General features: G+C 47.0%; 15 protein-coding genes. All 15 read right to left on the bottom strand.

Annotated elements, in window-relative coordinates:
• Window positions 1-350 precede the first annotated feature (350 nt).
• A complete protein-coding gene (locus ACQ661_RS12290; RefSeq protein ID WP_431668541.1) occupies window positions 351-668 on the bottom strand; it encodes a hypothetical protein in 318 nt (105 codons plus the stop codon).
• 170 nt (window positions 669-838) lie between these two features.
• The gene (locus tag ACQ661_RS12285) at window positions 839-1,939 is read right to left on the bottom strand and encodes a serine hydrolase domain-containing protein (RefSeq protein ID WP_431668540.1); all 1,101 of its coding nucleotides are present in this window, start codon (window positions 1,937-1,939) and stop codon (window positions 839-841) included.
• A 22-nt stretch (window positions 1,940-1,961) separates the two neighbouring features.
• A complete protein-coding gene (locus ACQ661_RS12280; protein WP_110076352.1) occupies window positions 1,962-2,474 on the bottom strand; it encodes a hypothetical protein in 513 nt (170 codons plus the stop codon).
• Between the two features lie 139 nt (window positions 2,475-2,613).
• The gene (locus tag ACQ661_RS12275; protein WP_153827365.1) at window positions 2,614-4,119 is read right to left on the bottom strand and encodes a DUF4041 domain-containing protein; all 1,506 of its coding nucleotides are present in this window, start codon (window positions 4,117-4,119) and stop codon (window positions 2,614-2,616) included.
• A 3-nt stretch (window positions 4,120-4,122) separates the two neighbouring features.
• On the bottom strand, window positions 4,123-4,503 hold the full coding sequence (locus ACQ661_RS12270) for a hypothetical protein (RefSeq protein WP_153827364.1): 381 nt from the start codon (window positions 4,501-4,503) through the stop codon (window positions 4,123-4,125).
• A 103-nt stretch (window positions 4,504-4,606) separates the two neighbouring features.
• On the bottom strand, window positions 4,607-6,217 hold the full coding sequence (locus ACQ661_RS12265; RefSeq protein ID WP_153827363.1) for a type I restriction-modification system subunit M: 1,611 nt from the start codon (window positions 6,215-6,217) through the stop codon (window positions 4,607-4,609).
• A 45-nt stretch (window positions 6,218-6,262) separates the two neighbouring features.
• Window positions 6,263-7,798: a Fic family protein gene (locus tag ACQ661_RS12260; RefSeq protein WP_431668537.1), complete on the bottom strand. Its 1,536-nt coding sequence runs from the start codon at window positions 7,796-7,798 to the stop codon at window positions 6,263-6,265.
• Window positions 7,795-8,904 carry an AAA family ATPase gene (locus ACQ661_RS12255; protein ID WP_431668535.1) on the bottom strand — a complete coding sequence of 370 codons (1,110 nt, stop codon included), beginning with the start codon at window positions 8,902-8,904 and terminating at the stop codon, window positions 7,795-7,797. The genes ACQ661_RS12260 and ACQ661_RS12255 overlap by 4 nt, the downstream gene beginning before the upstream one ends.
• A 190-nt stretch (window positions 8,905-9,094) precedes the next feature.
• Window positions 9,095-10,423 carry an SIR2 family protein gene (locus ACQ661_RS12250; RefSeq protein ID WP_431668534.1) on the bottom strand — a complete coding sequence of 443 codons (1,329 nt, stop codon included), beginning with the start codon at window positions 10,421-10,423 and terminating at the stop codon, window positions 9,095-9,097.
• A gap of 2 nt (window positions 10,424-10,425) precedes the next feature.
• Window positions 10,426-12,435: a Piwi domain-containing protein gene (locus tag ACQ661_RS12245; protein WP_431668532.1), complete on the bottom strand. Its 2,010-nt coding sequence runs from the start codon at window positions 12,433-12,435 to the stop codon at window positions 10,426-10,428.
• A gap of 118 nt (window positions 12,436-12,553) precedes the next feature.
• Complete coding sequence (locus ACQ661_RS12240; RefSeq protein ID WP_431668530.1) at window positions 12,554-13,867, bottom strand: restriction endonuclease subunit S; 1,314 nt, start codon at window positions 13,865-13,867, stop codon at window positions 12,554-12,556.
• A complete protein-coding gene (locus ACQ661_RS12235; protein WP_431668528.1) occupies window positions 13,860-16,871 on the bottom strand; it encodes a type I restriction endonuclease subunit R in 3,012 nt (1,003 codons plus the stop codon). Before ACQ661_RS12235 ends, ACQ661_RS12240 begins: the two co-directional genes overlap by 8 nt.
• Window positions 16,872-17,220: 349 nt before the next feature.
• Window positions 17,221-17,541, bottom strand: coding sequence for a hypothetical protein (locus ACQ661_RS12230; RefSeq protein WP_153826622.1), 321 nt, complete (start codon window positions 17,539-17,541; stop codon window positions 17,221-17,223).
• Window positions 17,542-17,573: 32 nt separating this feature from the next.
• The gene (locus tag ACQ661_RS12225; protein ID WP_431668526.1) at window positions 17,574-18,233 is read right to left on the bottom strand and encodes a hypothetical protein; all 660 of its coding nucleotides are present in this window, start codon (window positions 18,231-18,233) and stop codon (window positions 17,574-17,576) included.
• Between the two features lie 88 nt (window positions 18,234-18,321).
• A partial coding sequence (locus ACQ661_RS12220) for a hypothetical protein (protein WP_431668524.1) occupies window positions 18,322-18,913 on the bottom strand: 592 nt, incomplete at its 5' end.

Raw genomic sequence — 18,913 nt, 5'->3', positions numbered from 1 at the left:
ATTTGTATATTGTGCGTGCGCGTTTAGCAACTCGTCCAATTGATCGTTTTCGGTTTTTAACTTACTGATCAAGCCGGCATTCCTGACTTTAAAGGTTCCGAGTTAGCAGAGGCAATTTGAGCATGCTCAGTTACACTCTACCGATCGCACAATATCCAACTTTTATTTTTTTGTTATGTCATTGACAGTAAACGACTTAAATAAACAACACAACAGCAAAACGCGCAATATTCCCAAAGTGAATGTGCCGTGCATCGCTAGCGACACCATCACTTACTAATAACGCGACGGCTAGTCACTAGTTGCAGTAACCTGAAAGTCCAATGTCCGCAATTCGCTCAAACCAGACATTACCGCCTTACTTGCTGCGACTCGATTTCCACAACTTTATTGCCGGAAAATAGTACCGTTAAGTAGTATTCACCTCCGATATCACCTTTCACAACATAAGACCATGCTTCGGCTGATCTGCCACCGCGACCAAATCCAGTGTTGACGCCGATAGTCTGGCGATCGCGCATATCGGGATTGCCTATTTTGTTCATCACTTCGATTTTGGTCATGCCGCAGCGGTTAAGTTCTCCACCGCTAATCCGAAACGAACAGGCTTTTGCTGTTGGTGAGTATGAAATCACCATGCTGGCAAAGATCATTAACAGCCACTTCATAACAGAAGCTCCTGTGAGACATGAAACTTTAACTTAACTTCTTAGTAACGTGAGCGCAATTACACAAAAGCTATAATAAAGTCGCCATGCATGAATTTCGCCCTTGATTGCCTGATTGCCCCATACACATGCAACCAAATCAAAATAGTTGTTGTAGAAAATAGACGAGCCTATTCAAACTCTCGCAATAGTATTGGCAGGATATGCTTTCTGCTTAATCGATGGTGGGTAGCATTTCGGTATTTATTATTGTGGGCGTTAAGTAGCAAAATAATCATGAGGTCATGATGAGGGACAAACTGAATTAATGCGGTATAGCCATAATCGGTACTCCCTCCCATTTGAATTACCGTATTACCGTCTATTTCTGTCCGCGCGAGGCTACCCAGTAACCAGCGATCGTTCGCTTTCGTGAACGCATCATTCAGCGAATTTTCAGGTAAAAAGCGTCCACTCCTTAGTGCTGAGAACCAAGTTGCTAAATCATCTATTGAAGTGACCATGCCACCGGCACCCATTAATGCCCACGTTAATTCTTTTTCAAACGTCGTTTGGCCGGGATCATCACCACCGTATCCTCGAGCAATCTTGCTATCAATCAAGCGGCCATCTTGATAAAACCCAGTTTTATACAGATGCAACGGAGAAAGGATTTGAGTTTGAATGTATTCCTGAAATGGTTGATGGCTCACCTTTTCTACGATGGCTGCCAATAATGTATAAGCCGCATTCGAATAAGCCGTTTTATCACCTGGTTTGGCAATCAATGGCATGGATAAAATTCGCCGTTCAGCCTCTGCTTTATCCATGAATTCAAAATCGGAATCATTATGAAAGTTATCCAATCCACTGGTATGGCCCAATAGCTGAGTGATTGTTATCAGCTTTAATTCATCGGGTGCATTTGGATAAAATTCGACGAGGGTTTGAGTCAGTTCTATTTTATTATTGGCTGCTAATTGAAGCACCGCAGCCGCGGTAAAGGTTTTTGCAATAGAGCCCATATCATATACAACGTCAGCATCGTTTTTACGCATTTGCTGTCTATCAGCGAGACCAAATGCCGCTTCGAGTAGTGTTTCACGTTCATGAACTACTAACACCATGCCATCGAACGTACCGGCGATATGCTCACGCTCAAGCTCGTGCATTAAATCAGTAACAACTATTGAATTACTCTGAGTTATTACCGTAACACTGCTAACATTCGGCGAGCTGCTACAACCAATGAATACGAACGTTATTAGAATAAGCCCTATTTGGCGCATCATGCCCTCACCTGCCTCACCATTGCTATTGAACTTTTGCCATGATGTACTGTTTTTTTGTTTTTCGCCAAATATAGATACCTCCGAGCAGAAACAAAGCAACGATAATTGGCATGAGCTTATTGTCGGATCGCCAAGCTTTTTCTGATTCTGCATAGGAACGAACTAACAAACCATCCACCGATAACTGAAAGAAATCATGATAGACCTTTGAGGAATAGATAGGTGAATGAGTGTCTGTAGCGTCGTACAGAATCGTCACAATCTTACCTTCTGAATTCATCAGTGAATCTTTAACAACGTCTTGCCCATCAGCCTTTGATGGATAATTAAAATTCATTGACTCATTAACGAAACCAAAACGTATTCCGTATTTGTGTTTCTGGACCCAACTGACTAGCCCACTTTTTTCTCGTAGTTCTTCTTTGAAAGGAAAGCCGCTATTAACCTGAGTTAACTGGAAGAATCCAATGCAAAGTCCTAGCACCATCGATACTGCTGCTAGCAACAAATTCCGATAGTAGGTGATTTTTGACATACCGGCTCTCTATTTAAAACTTCTAAAGTTAGTGTTGATTAAACAGCAATACCAGTGGCAGCCAAGTGAATAATTCCGGATGCACTGTTCGGAATCTCCGAAATACACAGCCACTTTTTCGCTGAAATCTGGATGTAACTCAGGAGGTCACGAACTGCTCTCGAAGCCGTTTCGATTCAAAATACTCCTCAGCCGCAATTGTTGTTCTGAAATCTACATCCACACCACCAATTTGGTGCACAGCATGACGAATTCTAGCCAACTCAACATTGAAGAATTCTTTACGTAAATTGACGGCATTAACTCGATGCTGGCTAAATTCGCGATGTAAAGCGGTTTCTAATGCTGGGGCATCATCGGCGAATATAATCGCATGCACATCAAAGGAAAACGGAACACTCGCATCGCCAAGCTCTCGAACCCTATCCATTGGATCTAAGCGTCTGGTCATTCCGATTTTATAAACATTCTCCCCAAATGAGCCAACATTACTGATCACGTAAACGTGTCCACGACGGGTTTGCTCTGCGAGGCTTTTTACACGTTGCTCCTTGGCCTCTGCTTCGGCTAATTGTTGTTCCAAGGCTGCAATTTTTGCTTCCGCAAGTGCCCGCTCTTCTTGTGACAATCCGGTCAATTCCTGTCGAGCCTTTTCAAGCAACTCACGATACAGTTTTTCTTCCCTTTCTGCGGCAGCCAAAGCTTCACGATACTCTCGTTCTGCCTTTGCTTCTTCACGCATTTGCTCGCGGATTAGACGCTGTTCTTCGAGTTCATCTTTCTTCTTAAGAGAATATTCGTATTGAATACGGCATTCCTGAAACTTTAATTCAACATAATCGTTATTAAAGCCACATCGTTTAGATGCTACTGATTTTTCAAGGTCATTGGCGAGTTTCTCTATTTGTGACAGGGTTCGCTCGAAGGTAGCAGGGCTTACTTTACCTATCAACATATCGCATTCTGTATTGAACGCTTTCAGTAATAACTTTATTTGACCATCAATGATGCTCTTATCAATCGACACTACGCCAGAGTCTGTCAATTTCCCTTCGATTCTGATGGCTTGTTTATCCTTAATCAATTGCTTCTGTTGCTCGCGCACTAGTTTAATCTCAGCGGCATAACGTTCACCAGTCTGAAAAAGGTACTCAGGCATCTCAAAGTGTCCAAAGTCAACAAACTCCTCAATCCGACTGTAGAGATCAACCTTAGACATTACCTCGTGCAACTCTGACTCTTTCTCTAGTCGTTTCTCTTGCAGGCTTGTTATTTCGGTTTTTATATTTGTTTGATCGAGGATAAGCTTTTCGATAGCTTGTTCTAAGTCTTGTTCGCGATGTCTAAGCTCTTGGAGCGCTTTGGTCTCACGATCAACTGCTGTAAGTTCATATTGTGCGTTGCTTAATTTATCTTTTACTACGTTGACTTCACTCAGCAACTTGTCGAGCTCAAGTTCCTTTTGCCGGATACTTGTAGTGTGCTCTTTTAATACCTCTTCGAGCCGTTGTCTACGTTCTTCATATTCAGCGACTGCGTTTTTCAGGTTGCCAAATGATTCAATCTTGTTATCTACGCGACGAGAGAGCGATCGATAGATAAAGATTACCGCTATCGCATTAAGCAAAATCAACAAAACTTCCATGTCTTACCTCATATAATTTTCAATAAATTTAAGCTTGAGTTTAGAGCGCTCGGCTTGACGCCGCTCCATTAAAATTTTTGCGTTGACCTGTTCCTTTTTAATTTTTTCAATTCTCGCCTTCGCTTTCATCTGCTCCTGCATTTCAGCTCTTTTACTTGCGGCCTCCCGTTGAGCGGCGTGCTCCTTTTGCCGTCTTGCCAATTCAGCTCGAGCCTGTTTTTCGTGTTTTTGCTGCTCTCGCAAATATTGAGCTTGCTGACGTTTTTCTTCACGCTCCCAAGCCTTAATTTGTTGTTGATGCTCGCGATTCGCTTTTTTCGACGCCTTATCGATAGCTTTAATAACTTTTATTACACCACCTAACCCACTGCTTCTTCTGGCCATAACCGTTCCATTTAGCTGAGTATAAAACGTGCCACTTTCTTCAACTTTTGAAGCATACAGCAAAGCAGCTTTATGCGTTTTTATAGAGTTTTACAATCGTTTGTCACACTGGCGGAAGATTCAGCTCTCTTAGATATTGGTTATGTTTGTCTGACGCCTCGGCGATGCGCTTTTCTATCTCAGCTAATTGTTTATGTACAGCGGCCAGATCGATCTCCGGCTCCGGCTTGGCGGTGCTGACATAGCGGGAGATATTGAGGTTATATTCATTCTTCTCAATTTCCGCCATGCTCACCCGGCGAGCGTAACGTTCTTCTTCCTTGCGGTATTGATAAGTCTCTACGATCTTGTCGATGTGATCAGGTAAAAGCAGGTTTTGGCGTTTACCTTTCTCGAAGTTGTCCTCTGCGCTTGCGTTTATAAAGAGCACATCATCCGATTTTTTGCACTTTTTCAATACCAGAATACACACCGGGATGCCGGTGGAGAAAAACAGATTGGCCGGCAGGCCGATCACGGTGTCAATATGGCCGTCCTTGAGCAACTTGGTACGAATCCGACTTTCAACACCACCACGGAACAACACGCCGTGGGGCAGAATAATGGCCATAGTGCCCTCATCACCGAGGAAGTGAAAACCGTGCAGCAGGAACGCAAAATCCGCTGCAGATTTGGGCGCGAGGCCGTAGTTTTTGAAGCGAAAGTCCTCGCCAAGCGCCTCGCTCGGCTGCCAGCGGTAGCTGAATGGAGGGTTGGCTACTATCGCATCACACTGTAGCTTTCTGGCCGGATTCATCTCGTTGAGTAAATCCCAGTCATTGGTCAGCGAATCGCCGTGATGGATCTCAAACTCACTGTCCTTAACACCATGCAGCAGCATATTCATCCGCGCTAGGTTATAAGTAGTAATATTATTTTCCTGCCCGTAGATTTTACCAATACCATGCGGGCCCATTTGATTTCGGACGTTCAGGAGTAATGAACCAGAGCCGCAGGCAAAGTCCAGTACACTGGTGAGCTTTTTCTTTTTCCCTGAGGCGGGGTCCTGGCTGTCCAACGTGACAATGCGCGAGAGAATAGTCGAAACACTTTGCGGGGTGTAGAACTCCCCAGCCTTCTTGCCGGAACCGGCGGCAAACTGACCGATCAGGTATTCATAAGCGTCGCCCAGAATGTCACTGTCGGTGGAAAACTGTGCAATGCCCTCGGCGATCTTGGTGATGATGGTGCAAAGCTTATCATTACGTGCCTTGGGAGTTTTACCCAACTTTTCCGAGTTCAGATTGATCTCGGAAAAGAGCCCCTGAAAGGTGCTAGCAAAGGATTCATTCTCAATGTAACTGAAGCCGCTCTCCAGTGTTTGCAACAGCTCTGCGTCTTGGGTGCGGGCTCGTTCGTAGATACTACTCCACAGGTAGTCAGGGTGAACCACATAGTGCACCTTACGGCGCATCTGCTTTTCAAAAGCAGGCACATCTCCAGCATTATCTGTATACCAGATTGCCAGCGGAGCCCGACGGTCGCCCTGAACAAGCTTGGGATAATCCGCCCCCAATTCCTTCGCCGCAGCAGCCTCGTAGTTGTCGGAGAGGTAGCGCAGAAACAGAAACGACAACATATAGTCGCGGAAGTCGTCGGCATTCATCGCACCGCGAAGCTCGTCGGCAATCGCCCAGAGGGTCTTGCCCAGTTGGCCCAGTTGTTCTTTAGTCATGCTCTTTCCTTAAAATTATCTACCGAGGATTCCTCGGCAGTTGATTCATTCTTTTTGTGTTTTTAACAAGGTTTGGCCTTTCTTTGTCAATCGGTATTTCTGAAGACGGCTCCGCGGTTTGTCGGGGATGGTCATTTCTACTAGCCCCTGGCCAATCGCTGTTTGCTGATAATGTTCCCGGAAATGCTTTTCATCTTTCAGACCCAAGGCTTCCATTAGCTCTGCACGTCCCATCTCGCCCTGTAGCACCTCAAGCAGTCGACCAACTTCGGGGGTGACTTCGGGGGTGACTTCGGGGGTGACTTCGGGATCATCTTCCTCAAAGAACCCCTCATGCACCAGTAAACGAATCAAAAACGAACTACGCTCTTCGTTCGTTTCAAAACTCGGCAGCGGCGAGCCGTTGGCTTGCATCACCCGCAGAATCTTGGGAATACCGGTGGAACGACCTTCGGTGAGATCCAGCTCTTTCAGAAACTCGCCAATGCGGCGGTTGCGATAGCGACGGCTTACCGCGCGACCTGCCTGAAGGTCTTTCATTTTAATCGAGCGATCCGGGCCGGGGAAGCTTAATACTATCAACTCCTGCGGAGTAATACGCACTTCAATTGGCTCGCGAATCTCGTAAGAGCGATGGTACACCGCATTCACTACTGCTTCTTCTATGGCCGCCAGCGGGTAGTTCCAGAAACGCTCTGCTTGGGGGCGATCCGGGTGCTTGATAACGGTTTCTTTCAGGTAGTTACGGGCAATGTAGTCCACCGCATCGCGGGTAATGCGCCCCAGCGGGCCACGAAACTCTTTTTCCTCGAAGCGGTTACCGCCCGGGCCATCGGGGAAATACACCACGTCAATCTGGGTCGCCGGAAAAAACCGCTCCGGATGCTCGTTGAAGAATAGCAGCCCGACATTCTTGGGAAATGCCATCTCTGCCGGCCCCCCCACCACATTCATGCGGCGGCCTAGCGCCTCAACATCCAGATCGGCCGCTTCGCCCGCCAGCTCACTGCCAATTTCCTGCAGAAATTCGCGAATTAGATGGGGCGATAAATCGGTAAGACTGGCGCTCTGCTGATAGCGATCATCGAAGGGCACGGTTGCGGCCAGCGACAACAGCTCGCGCTCATCTACCCCCTTGGCACGCACCGTGCTGGTGTGCTTACGCAGATAAAACGCCCAATCAGCCTTTTTATCACCCAGACTGGTGCGCGCTTTATATGGCCGTGTCTCTCCTCCAGGTACCCAGAGTACCAGAATCAGCTTACCCTGAACTTCATAGGTCGCGGTAAGCGGGTGGTAAGCTGGTTGAATTGCCGCATTACCAAGATTCAGCAGTTCTTTTTGTATGCGGTCAATCTGCTCTGGTTGCAAACCTGCAGGCGGTAAGACTGGTTGCCCATTTTGTTCTGCGACACCCACCACCACATAGCCTCCACCCAGATTGTGAAAATCATTAGCAAAAGCGCAGATGCTATGCAGCACCGCCTCTGGGTTCCAGCCCGCCTTATATTCCACCCGCTCGCTTTCGATGGTTCGCTGGTGAAGCAGGGAATCGATGTTGATGGGAAGTTTCGGCGTCACGACTGCATCTCCTCCATGACAGGAAACAGTTCTGGGTTAAAACGGTAGTTATTCATAAAGTCACGCAGGATCTTGCGAAAATATTCCTTGTTCTCCGGCAGCATTTCCCGTGGCTCATATAAAGAATAGTTGCCATGGCTGAGCACATTGACCAAGCGGGCGTGCAGAATGCCTTCAGGGTCGTCACTATCTTGCTTGATGCAGGCAGAGAAATTGCGGAAGCCGTGAAAGGTGGCCGTCTTTTCCAGAATGTTGCGCAGGATATTGAAGTGGTAAGTATAAATTTCGCCCGATTCGACTACCTCGTGCAGCTGTTTCAGCAGGGCGACATGGTGGTACCGCGGTGTCTCACCGGTATCCGCCAGTCGGAAGTGGTCGGCCTCTTTGCTCAGGAAAGCTTTGACTGCATTGCCCAGTTCATTACACATCACGTTGAAGAATAGATGGTGGTGTGTGGAGATCACGGTTTTAATTTGCCCGTTAGCATTCTTCAGCAGTTGCGCCAAGTGGCTGGCCACAGCGATGGCGTTATTGTCGTCCAGCGATGAGATCGGGTCATCGATATACAGGTACTTCACCCAGGCATAGGGTGAACCCTCCTCCTGATCCACCGCCAACTGGGCTACGGCGAGAAAAAAGCACCAGACGAAGATATTTTCCTCGCCGCGTGAGACCTTGATGGGGATGGGTGCCCCCTCGTCGTCTTGTTGCCGGAAAAAGGTGATTTCCCAGGTCTCGTAGTCGATTAGGAAGTCAAAGTCCGTATAACGGGCCAGCAGCGGGCCGATGCGGTTTTCCATCTCCAGCTCTTGCAAGCCGTCGAAGAAGTGGGAATCACGGTTCAGGCGCAGCACCCGCTTGGCATCATGCTCCAGGTCGTTATCCCAGTAAAACAGGTCTTCGGTGAAGGCATTGAAGTAGAGAGTGTCGCGGGCTTCTTCCTCACCCTCGCCTTGCTTACCCAGATCTTTGAAGGCCATGGACAGGCGCGTCTTGCCGGTGCCGTTGAAGGCAAACAGCAAAACATACTTTTTTTGCTCAAGTTGCTCGCGTAGGTGGCTTGCGATCGCGTCGAGGCTGTCGAAAATATTATTCGCACTATTCATGAGACCACCGTCGTCGGCGTGCCACCGACCTCTGCATCAGCCCCACTTCCTTTCAGATTGGGAAAATCACTGGCGAAGACGGGAATACTGTGCAGCTCTGCTTCCGGATCCCAGCCCGTTATATACTCCAGCCGTAACCTTTCGACGGCACGGCGGTGGAGCAGGGAGTCGAAGTTCATGGGGAGCATAGTTAAAATGGCTCCTCATCTTGGCGTTGTACTTCAAAGCCGTCTATGTATCTTTTTAGCAACTCACCTCTATCAGAAAAAAAATGCTCGATAAAACTCTCTGCAGTCAGTGGAATATACTCGATATTCTCTGCACTAACTGTTAGAAAATTAAATTCCGGAAGCTCAGAGTAAAATGAATTCTTCTGAATTTCTCTCATAAAATCAGTAAGGTCGCCTTTATTACACCCTTGCTTATATCTTGCTCGAAAAAAGCTATGCTCATCGCTTCGTGGCCAACCCGTCTTATCGTCGATCTCAAAAAGGCTTTCGGGAGCAAAAGAAGGATTAACGATAATCAGCTTCTTGAATCCTCTAACAGCATTGAATAGAAGGTTGTTAATATAAGGGTCAAAGAAGCTGTATCCAATCACGAAAAAATACCGCTTATTGGCAGACTTTAAGCTACTGTTGAAGTGATGGATCATCGAAAAGAATGGCTCAACGGAGAAGGACTTTGTTCCCTGGCCGAATATAATGTAGGGATTGTGCTTTTCATCGATATTATCCGAAAGCTCCTGTTTACCGTCAGAGTCTCTTGTATCATCCAGCTTGGATAATTCCCATGTATCCATATCTGCTAATCTAACCCAATCAACAGAGCCATGAAGCTTATATAGATTAATTCTGGCACCTGGATCGTTTTCTTGATCAGGCTCGATATGCGCCCATTGGCCGTTGGAAAATCCTCTCCATGGAATTTCCCCTTCAGCTTCAAAGAATCGCTCAATGACAGTATCGTAATTCAAAGAAAATATATCCAGCCTGAAAGCCTCGTCGGAGTATGCTTTCAGGAATTCCATCAAGGGTTTCATATAATCGAGACTGTCATTTCCCGGCAGCGCAAGCCATTCATCCTTAAGCAATTTCTTCAAGATTATTTCAAGGCTATCGAAAAGGTTCCCATTACTCTCTGGTTCCGTTGCGTATTGAGACTCCAGCTGAACAAGTTTATCAGCCCAGTTTCCCGTTATGGGGTAAGGTAAAAAGTTTTCCCGATTTCGGACCCTTCGAATAAGAAGCGCCAATTCTTCGATATTCGGAGCAAACTTGAAGTTATTCTCCGTTTCCATGGTGCGCCATTCAGAGTGATATTTCAGGCATGAAATTAAAAACTTCAATGTCTCTTTCTGCACAGGAGAAAGAATTTGGCTGCTTTCTTCAAATATCTTTTTCTTTAGGTCCTCAAACATTTGAACAGACGTGAGGCATCCGGCACCCCTCGAAAAACCTGCGCCAATCAGGAAGAGCGAGTTCTCAATTATTCCGGCTACTTCAGTCTCGTGTATCATGTCTAAATAAACCAGGGTATATTGTTCGCAACTTCGTTACCCGGGATTTCTCCTTCGAAATGGGAAGAAAATTCTGCAATTGTCTTTGCGTAAGTTGTTGTCACAGGCACGCTTCTTTGCCTTAACCCCTTCCAATTAAGTCGCGAGAACTCATAAACTTGTGCAATTAGTTCATGAGCCGTGAAACCTCCGGTATTGACATGGCTAAGCCGCAGCTTAATTGGCAACTCATCATCTATCTTTCTAGGCGGACTTTTTTTGTATCTATTGTTATTGAAAAGCAGATATTCATTGAAACCTGTTTTTACGAACACCCCGCTTTCAGGCATGCCCATATTGAAATCTGCATCAAAACATATATCCAGTTTGGATTTTGAGTCATTGACTTCAACAACGGCGACTGGAACGGATAGCGACATATCTTCTAACATTTTCAAAATATTGCTAATCTCATCTTTTCTTGGCGGTTTGTAGTAATGAACGACAAGCCTTTCAGGCATTCCAACCTGATTGGTATACTCTGTTATGGCTTCCTTTAGACTCCTGATAATCGCCGTTTTGTCATCAACCGGAAGACCTTTAACACCACCAAGTCTTCCTTCATTATCAAAAAAAACAGCGCTTCCTAGGTATCGATCACCTTCAACCAGCTTAGTATTAAAACCAACAATTAATTCATTTGACTTCTTCTTGGAAAGCTTCCATGGCACACCACCAAATTTAGCCAGAATAGCAATGGCTATATTCGGTAAGGAGTAATGGACACCATAATTATTGATGGTATCTGGGCTGATAAATTGAGATGCAATGCCCCGATCGAGTAAAATCTTTTTAATCTGGAAATAGCTATCGCTTTCCGCCTCATCGGATTCGTAGCGCTTGAAGGGGCCGATAACAATTGCGAGCATGTCGGGATAAAGAGGATCAGAATAATGTTCGTCCAGAAACGTCTTGAGGGTGTCAGGCAATCTATTTACATCCTGATAGGGTAACCCCTTATCCGGGCCTGCAAGAGCAACAGGAATACCGACATAGCTCAGCAACCCAGGAAAATGCTTTAGACCATTTTTTAAATACCTGTATAAGGTGTTGGCGTCATTCCTGTTCTGATAAATAAACAAGAGCCTCTTTCTTTCAGAGCCTTCTGCTTTTTTTAAGGGGCCATATTCCCTCATACCCACAACGGCGTTGATGGCGGTTTTTTCACCACCAAATGCCATTAAATTCTGTTGACTTAAAACGTTTTGAAAACTGTCAGGATCAACGTATCTGAAACCTGTCCTGTCGATGCTAAAAAACGGCGACTCAAGATCATACAAATGCTCTGCAGCGAAGCCTTTCAGCCTCTCAAACCGATCTCGATAACTGAACTTCTGAGGAGCACCGATTCTCTGTCGCCTAAGTTCTCCCGGACAGAAACACTTGGCCATAATGCCACCGTGCTTTCTATACACGAGGTGACTCTCAAGATTAAAAGCAGACTGACCGTCAGCCACGAATCTCAGCATTTTCGTTACTAGCGTCTTCTCACTTCCTAAGTTTAACACAAGCTCACTTCTGCCTGATTTCCAGTTGAAATCTATACGGCGATATTGATCGTAGTCCGCATCAAATTGCCCCATGTTCTGGTATGCGGAAAAACTCATGGATTTTCTGATTGGCTCCACAAAAAACTGTTTACTTTGAAGGTGCGCTCCAAATTCCTGTTTAAATATTTCATGCTTGAATGGGCTAACAGCATCTCCTTCCAGTTCAATTGAAATACAGCTTGCTTCCTCAAGGCCTGCGGGAACCTGTTGACGAAACTCGGTAGCGACAAAATCACCCTCTTTGACATCTAGTTTTTTCATCCATCCTAAAAATCTCTCCCTTTGAGGCCCTGAGAGCTTGTCTCTGATCCAACCGGCACGGTTTTTACTAAGAGAAAAGGTATCTGTCTTTCTTGCCACGATGGTGACTGGAATTGCTGCATTAAAGACAAGAGAAATTCGGTTTATTAGTAATCGCTGCATGTCAACCCCACCAGCTCAATGTGTTTTGTTTCTTGGCAATATCGCACATTACCGGGACAAACTGCCTGATCGTTTCTTCGAGCTCCGCTGATATAATTCACAGCCTCTCCTAATCCGTTCATATACTTACCGCCTGTGGATTGGGGAAAAGTTGCTGCATCAGTCCTTTTTTTTGGGTCTTGAGGGCTTCTAGCTTTTTCGTATGCGCGGCGAGCGCCTCGTCTACGGACGAGAGGCAATCGGCGATTTTTTGTTGTTCCTGCTTTGTAGGAGGAAAACAAATTTCGAACTCATTGATCTGTTTGGCGCTTATATGTGGAATCCCGCCACTAGTATTGATTCGATCTACATACGAATGGAATTTGCTTGAATGTATATGCTGAAAAATAAACTGGATTGTAAATATGCACTCTGTCCTAAGCCGCGCTACACGCTGAATCAATAGCGAACCTGCATCCTTTTCAGTGACAACCGCAGAGTTTTTACCTACTTTTGAGCCGTCCATCCCAATGACTAGGTCGTTGACTTTCAGTCGATACTTCTGTAGCTGCTCAACATCACCTAAGTAAAACCTGTCTATATCTCTATTGTGGCGAATGTAACCCTCGGTGATATTTATACCCCTCATCAAAGGAATGCCACTGGAGTCCTCTGAAATATCTTGGCTTTTGAAGGGAAATCCCGAAAGCAATTTAACCTTTTCACCCAACTGGGAAAGCTCCCACTCCCCCGCATCCCTAAACTCAGGAAAGCGCAGGCGGGGGACGGTTTCGCCTTCGCGGGGGAGAAGTTGCTGCATCAGCCCTTTTTTATGGTTCTTGAGGGCGTCGATCTTGTCCGCCTGGGCGGCGATCAGCGCATCAAGAGACGAGAGGCAATCGGCGATTTTTTGTTGTTCGTCGAGGCTCGGCACAACAACCTCAACTGCTTCCAATGTGGTTTTGTTAACAGAAGGAACTGCACCACCGCAATGCTCATTTAGGTCAATTAACTGACTGCTGATATATATAAAGTAGTCGTCTGCAGAGCCATCGGCTGCTTTTAAGCCAACAACATTATTATCTATTAAACATTCCCGACTGACGTACGCCCGACGGTTCAATCGGAGAGCCTCACCAATCTTGGCGAAGACGGTCGAGCCGACCGGGATTAGTTTTGCTCGCAGCTTTGAAAGCTCTTGCTTACCTACATAATTGGCCGCATCATCCAAATGGCCACCGTTCTCGGCGACAGCCTTCGAGACATCGCTTACCTTGCAGAATGGGTATTCCCCATCAAGCTTTCCTTGCATGTCTGTGGGAAACCCATACCCCTGAAGTACACTACAAACATCACCTAATGACTTGATCTCCCACTCTCCCGCCTCCCGAAACTCAGGAAACCGCAACCGTGGCACCAATGCTTGCTTCTCGCCCTTCATCGCCTTACTCATACGCCGCCAACCCCGATATCTCACGCCCGCTGGTCTGTTTTTTCAAAAACGGCACCAGCTCTTCCATCAGCGCCAACTCCGCTTGGCTACGCGCCTTCCAGCCTAGCTTCAGTGGTTCGAACAAGTCACTTAGCTGCTCGCCGTCGAAGATCATGCGGTCGAGAATGCCGTCCACGAAAGTTTTCAGGGCATCTAGGTCCAGCCCGTGGCGTTTGGCCAGAGCGGTGATTTCGCTGTGGGCTTTCTGTGCCTTGAATGCCTGGTAGCCGCGTTTGATGTCCTGCTCTTTCAGCCCTTCACCCGCTTGCAGGGTGTTGATGTAGTCAATGATATCCTCACGCTCTTCCATCAGGTTGCTGCTGGCGCTGAGCATATTCACCAACTGTTCGCGGCTTACAGTTTGTTTGCCGGGCTTTTCCTGACTGAAGCGGGCGGCTAGGCCCATGATGTAGTCATAATCGATCAGTGCCGAGGAGAAGAGCACAAATTCAAAATCCAGTTGTTCTATGGCTTCCTGATCTGGTGAAGCTTGCTCGCCAGTTTTGCCCTGCTGTTCCTTGAGGCGCTGTGCGGTCTCCAGATAGGCGCCGCGCAGGGAGCGCAGATCGTCTTCGGGCAGTACGCTGTTGATGCGTGCTTTTTGCTCTTCGTCCAGGTCGGTGTACTGATCGAGCTGGGTCTTGAGGCGCTGGACTTCCTTGAAGCGGTTGACGAACTCGATGCGAGCAGTATCGCCCTTGAGGTTGTAAACGCCCTTGGGTTCGGCCACCACATCTTTTTCGGTAAGAAAGTGTTCGATAGCGGCCACGGCCTTCTCGTATTTTTCGATGACCGTAGGGGCCGGGTCCACCAGCCAGATTTCGCGGGAGCGGTTAATGTCCTCGCCAGAGAAGAGCGCGATGGCGTCGTCCACCGCCTGCTCTTGATCGCGAAAGTCAAGGATGTTGCCGTAGGGCTTGGTGTCATTAAGCACGCGGTTGGTGCGAGAGAAGGCCTGAATCAGACCGTGGTGCTTGAGGTTCTTGTCCACGTAGAGGGTGTTGAGGTACTTGGCGTCGAAGCCAGTGAGCAGCATGTCTACCACGATGGTGATGTCGATCTTGTTTTTGTGCGGCATGTCGCTGTTAGGGTATTGCTGATCCTTGATGCGCTGCTGAACATCTTGGTAGTAGCGGTCGAACTCGCTCACCGTATGACTGGTGCCGTACTGCGTGTTGTAGTCGGCAATGATTTCTTGCAGCGCGGCTTTCTTCTGCTCCGGCTCCTGCTGGTTATCGGCCATTTCCTGCGGCAGGTCTTCCTGGAGCTGTCTCACATCCTTGTCGCCATTGGCTGGTGGTGAAAAGACACAGGCAAGGTTGAGCGGCACGAAGTCCGGATCTTGCGCTTGCATTTCAGACTGGATCTCTTTGAACAGCCGGTAATAGGCAATCGCATCATTGATGGAAGCAGTGGCCAGCAGGGCGTTGAAACGGCGCTGGTTAGTGGCGGCTTCATGCTTACTGAGAATGGCATCCACCACTGCGCGCTGAGCCAGAGCCTGATCAGGTCTGGCTTTTGCATGCGTTGTCTCGGGCTTGTAATAGTCGATATGAAAGCGCAGCACATTGCGATCATCAATGGCGTGGGTGATGGTGTAGGCGTGCAGCTGCTTCTCAAAAATATCCAGGGTGGTGCGGTAGCTGCCCACGGTGCCATCGATCTGCTTGTAGCTGGCGTTGTCATCAAAAATGGGCGTGCCGGTAAAACCGAACAATTGCGCTTTTGGGAAAAAGCCCTTGATGGCCTGGTGGTTTTCGCCAAACTGAGAGCGGTGGCATTCATCAAAGATGATAGCGATGCGCTTGTCGCGCAGCGGAGCTAGGCGTTCCTTATAGGTCTGCCTACCCTTGTCTTTGTGCCGTTGGGCTTTTTTGCTCGTTTCATCCAGCGCCAGACCCAGCTTTTGAATGGTAGTGACAATCACCTTGTCGGCATAGTCCTCGGAGAGCAGGCGGCGCACCAGAGTTTCGGTGTTGGTGTTTTCCTCCACGCAGCCTTCCTGGAAGCGGTTGAATTCCTCACGCGTCTGACGATCTAGATCCTTGCGGTCCACCACGAAAAGGCATTTTTCAATGTCCGGGTTGTCCTTGAGCAGGGTGGAAGTCTTGAAAGATGTGAGTGTTTTGCCACTACCGGTCGTGTGCCAGATGTAGCCGTTACCTCGATTCTGGTGGATACAATCAACAATCGCCTTGACCGCATAGATTTGGTACGGGCGCATGATCATCAGCTTCTGCTCACTGGCCACCAGCACCATGTAGCGGCTGATCATCCGGCCCAGAGTACATTTGGCCAGGAAGGCGTTGGCGAAGTCATCCAGGTGGGTTATCTTGCGGTTGTCTTCATCGGCCCACTGGTAAATGGGCAAAAAACGCTCGTCGGCGTTGAAGGCGAAGTGCTGGCTCTGGTTGTTAGCGAAGTACCAGGTGTGGTCACGGTTGCTGACGATAAACAGCTGCATGAAGCACAGCAGCGTGTTGGCGTAGCCGTTACCGGGCTCGTTGCGGTACTCGACGATTTGTTCCATCGCCCGGCGCGGGTTGATGCCCAGCGTCTTCAGCTCGATTTGCACCATCGGCAAGCCGTTGATGAGCAGAATCACATCGTACCGGTGGTGGCTATTGTCGGTGTTGATACGCAGCTGGCTGATGACTTCGAAGTCGTTTTTGCACCAGTCCTTGAGGTTGACCAGCATGTAGTGAAGCGGGGTGCCGTCCTCCCGCTGGAAATAACCGTATTCGCGCAGGGTCTTGGCGGCCTGGAAGGCATCGGCGTTGATAATCTCGTCGCGCAGGCGGGCAAATTCGGCATCGGTCAGGCGGACGCGGTTCAGTGTCTCGAATTTGTCGCGGAAGTTACGCTCCAGTGTGACCTTGTCGCGAATATCTGAGCGGTAGGTGTATTTGAGCTCTTCGAGTTTATTGATCAGCTTTTGCTCGATCTGACTTTCTTTCAAGGACATCCCGTGTTCTCTTTTTTATTTTATGACACCGTGCGTTAATACCCTGTTCAACACTGCAATGTACCATACCGACCAATCAGCCTCCAACTTTTAAGCGACACTTCGCTCTAAAACGACCACTGCTGTAAATCTTGTTTTTCTAGCCCGTTTAGGTGCGTGAAAAGCTTTAAGTTAGAGTTTTTCTGATAGTTGCCCAATGCCGCCAAAAGTGAGCACTCTGTTGTACGCCACCAGCAGCCAACTATAATCGGTCAAGTAGCCCTACTGGTTCAAAGAGTTGATATTTTCGGCTCACACAGCAGCGAATAAAAAATTATTCGCCTTAGGAGGCAACAAAAGCTCATAGGTGTTAGCCTTGCAGTGCGTCATATAAATCTAATGCCCATGATCTAAATTTAATTGCCATGAAGGCTCCAAACCCAAGAATACCGAGTAGAAATAACAAGTTAACCTCAATGAATTGACTCAGATATTCTAAAGATGGTAATTCACTATCAACCTCGAACATTGTTTTCACGACACCTGCAACTGGTAGTGCAACGAACGAAACATAAATTGCCGCCCAAATCTTGTTGGATAAGTCCATAAACGAATCGGCAGTTTTTTCAATACTCTTATTCGATCTATTTCTTAAAAAAGGAAACTTCTTCATCAATTTGTCTCGAACCATGACGACTCCTCAGTGAATGCTAACGCCCGCATTCAGCGGCTTGTCCGTTGTAATGCCTTGTTAACCCTTGGGATATCAATGCTTGCTACTGGGTAATGTACAATATCTTCTCCTCTAGCCACTAACCTATAACGCTCTACAAAATGGGGGATTTCTCTATCCTGTGGCCAATATTCATCTTTAATTGATGAGGCAAAAAATCCAGCATCCTCTTCACTCAATGAGCTGCATATGTTTCTTACTGATGTTCTTATCTTTGATAATTCTTTGTCGAGTTCAGATTTTGATAGCTTTTGCTTTGACTCAAGTCGGTCAATTGCAAGCAATACACGACGTATCCTGTCAGGATCACAGTGCATTTTCTTACTCTCAATTATGTCTGCCTCGTTCATTCCGTTTTTAACTATTTCGCTAGTAACCAAACTATTCAATGATTTGGCATCTTTGATCATATAATCGATACCAGAACGGAATGAGCCATATTGGCCGATACCGATATACAGAGCGCCAACAACAGCTAAAGTAACCTTTAGACTTCCTTCCTCAAGTCGGACATAAATCTTTGTTTGTTGACCATAAATGAGATTCGCATACTTCGATGTTAACTCCTCAAGATAGGCCTCCGCTTCCTGAAGGGGAACCTCGTCATAGTCCAGATCAAAATGAAAATCTAATCCCGCGAGTAATGCCACAATTTCTCCTAGAGGGTTAACGCCGCGCTCTGCGGGAAATTTGAAGCGTAGCGGAAAATTTGTCCGACAGCAGCGCTTTGTTAGCAACCTAGACTTCCCGCTTGCATGAATCCATTTCTTCTTTTGTGATTTCTATTTCATTTATGCGCAAAAGCCCAGAAGCAATTGCCGGTTCAAAATCCTGCATAAATCTATCACTGCTTCGATAATTATTTTCGTCCTCTGGAATATTCAACCAAACAAAATCGAGGTGCACGCTTACACCTTTTACATTCTGGTAATGATTCAACTTAGAAAGCATCATGTAAAGCCGCTCTCTAAGTATCATGTGGAATCCGCGATTCGGCCTAAACTCTATGAATATCTCTTTATCTTCGTTTTTGTAATAACCATCGAATATCGGCTGATGATTACTTACAGGATCTATTCCATGAAACTGAGTGACGAGCTTTGCTTCACTTATGACATTTGCCGCATGAATGCCTTTTTGCATCACATATTTCTGCATTGCAACCAATTCTACTTTTCGCCAATCAACACGATATTCTGGATTTTGAACCTCGCCAACTCTCGAGCGCTCATCAGATGCTTTAGCCTCAACTTCTTGCTCAGATGCGCGTTCAACCGAAGCTCCTTTACCTGCATGATAATCCCCGTAAACATTTGTATGCTGCTGGGTT

The organism is Pseudidiomarina sp. WS423 (assembly GCF_050750165.1).
Lineage (GTDB): Bacteria > Pseudomonadota > Gammaproteobacteria > Enterobacterales > Alteromonadaceae > Pseudidiomarina > Pseudidiomarina fusca.
Note: the sequence above shows the minus strand (reverse complement) of the source record. Positions and strands in the feature narration are given on the sequence as shown.

Bases quoted from the DNA above. Each gene is read 5' to 3' on its own strand.
- ACQ661_RS12290 (WP_431668541.1), bottom strand. From the start codon at position 668: ATGAAGTGGCTGTTAATGATCTTTGCCAGCATGGTGATTTCATACTCA.
- ACQ661_RS12285 (WP_431668540.1), bottom strand. From the start codon at position 1,939: ATGATGCGCCAAATAGGGCTTATTCTAATAACGTTCGTATTCATTGGT.
- ACQ661_RS12280 (WP_110076352.1), bottom strand. From the start codon at position 2,474: ATGTCAAAAATCACCTACTATCGGAATTTGTTGCTAGCAGCAGTATCG.
- ACQ661_RS12275 (WP_153827365.1), bottom strand. From the start codon at position 4,119: ATGGAAGTTTTGTTGATTTTGCTTAATGCGATAGCGGTAATCTTTATC.
- ACQ661_RS12270 (WP_153827364.1), bottom strand. From the start codon at position 4,503: ATGGCCAGAAGAAGCAGTGGGTTAGGTGGTGTAATAAAAGTTATTAAA.
- ACQ661_RS12265 (WP_153827363.1), bottom strand. From the start codon at position 6,217: ATGACTAAAGAACAACTGGGCCAACTGGGCAAGACCCTCTGGGCGATT.
- ACQ661_RS12255 (WP_431668535.1), bottom strand. From the start codon at position 8,904: ATGAATAGTGCGAATAATATTTTCGACAGCCTCGACGCGATCGCAAGC.
- ACQ661_RS12250 (WP_431668534.1), bottom strand. From the start codon at position 10,423: ATGATACACGAGACTGAAGTAGCCGGAATAATTGAGAACTCGCTCTTC.
- ACQ661_RS12245 (WP_431668532.1), bottom strand. From the start codon at position 12,435: ATGCAGCGATTACTAATAAACCGAATTTCTCTTGTCTTTAATGCAGCA.
- ACQ661_RS12240 (WP_431668530.1), bottom strand. From the start codon at position 13,867: ATGAGTAAGGCGATGAAGGGCGAGAAGCAAGCATTGGTGCCACGGTTG.
- ACQ661_RS12235 (WP_431668528.1), bottom strand. From the start codon at position 16,871: ATGTCCTTGAAAGAAAGTCAGATCGAGCAAAAGCTGATCAATAAACTC.
- ACQ661_RS12230 (WP_153826622.1), bottom strand. From the start codon at position 17,541: ATGGTTCGAGACAAATTGATGAAGAAGTTTCCTTTTTTAAGAAATAGA.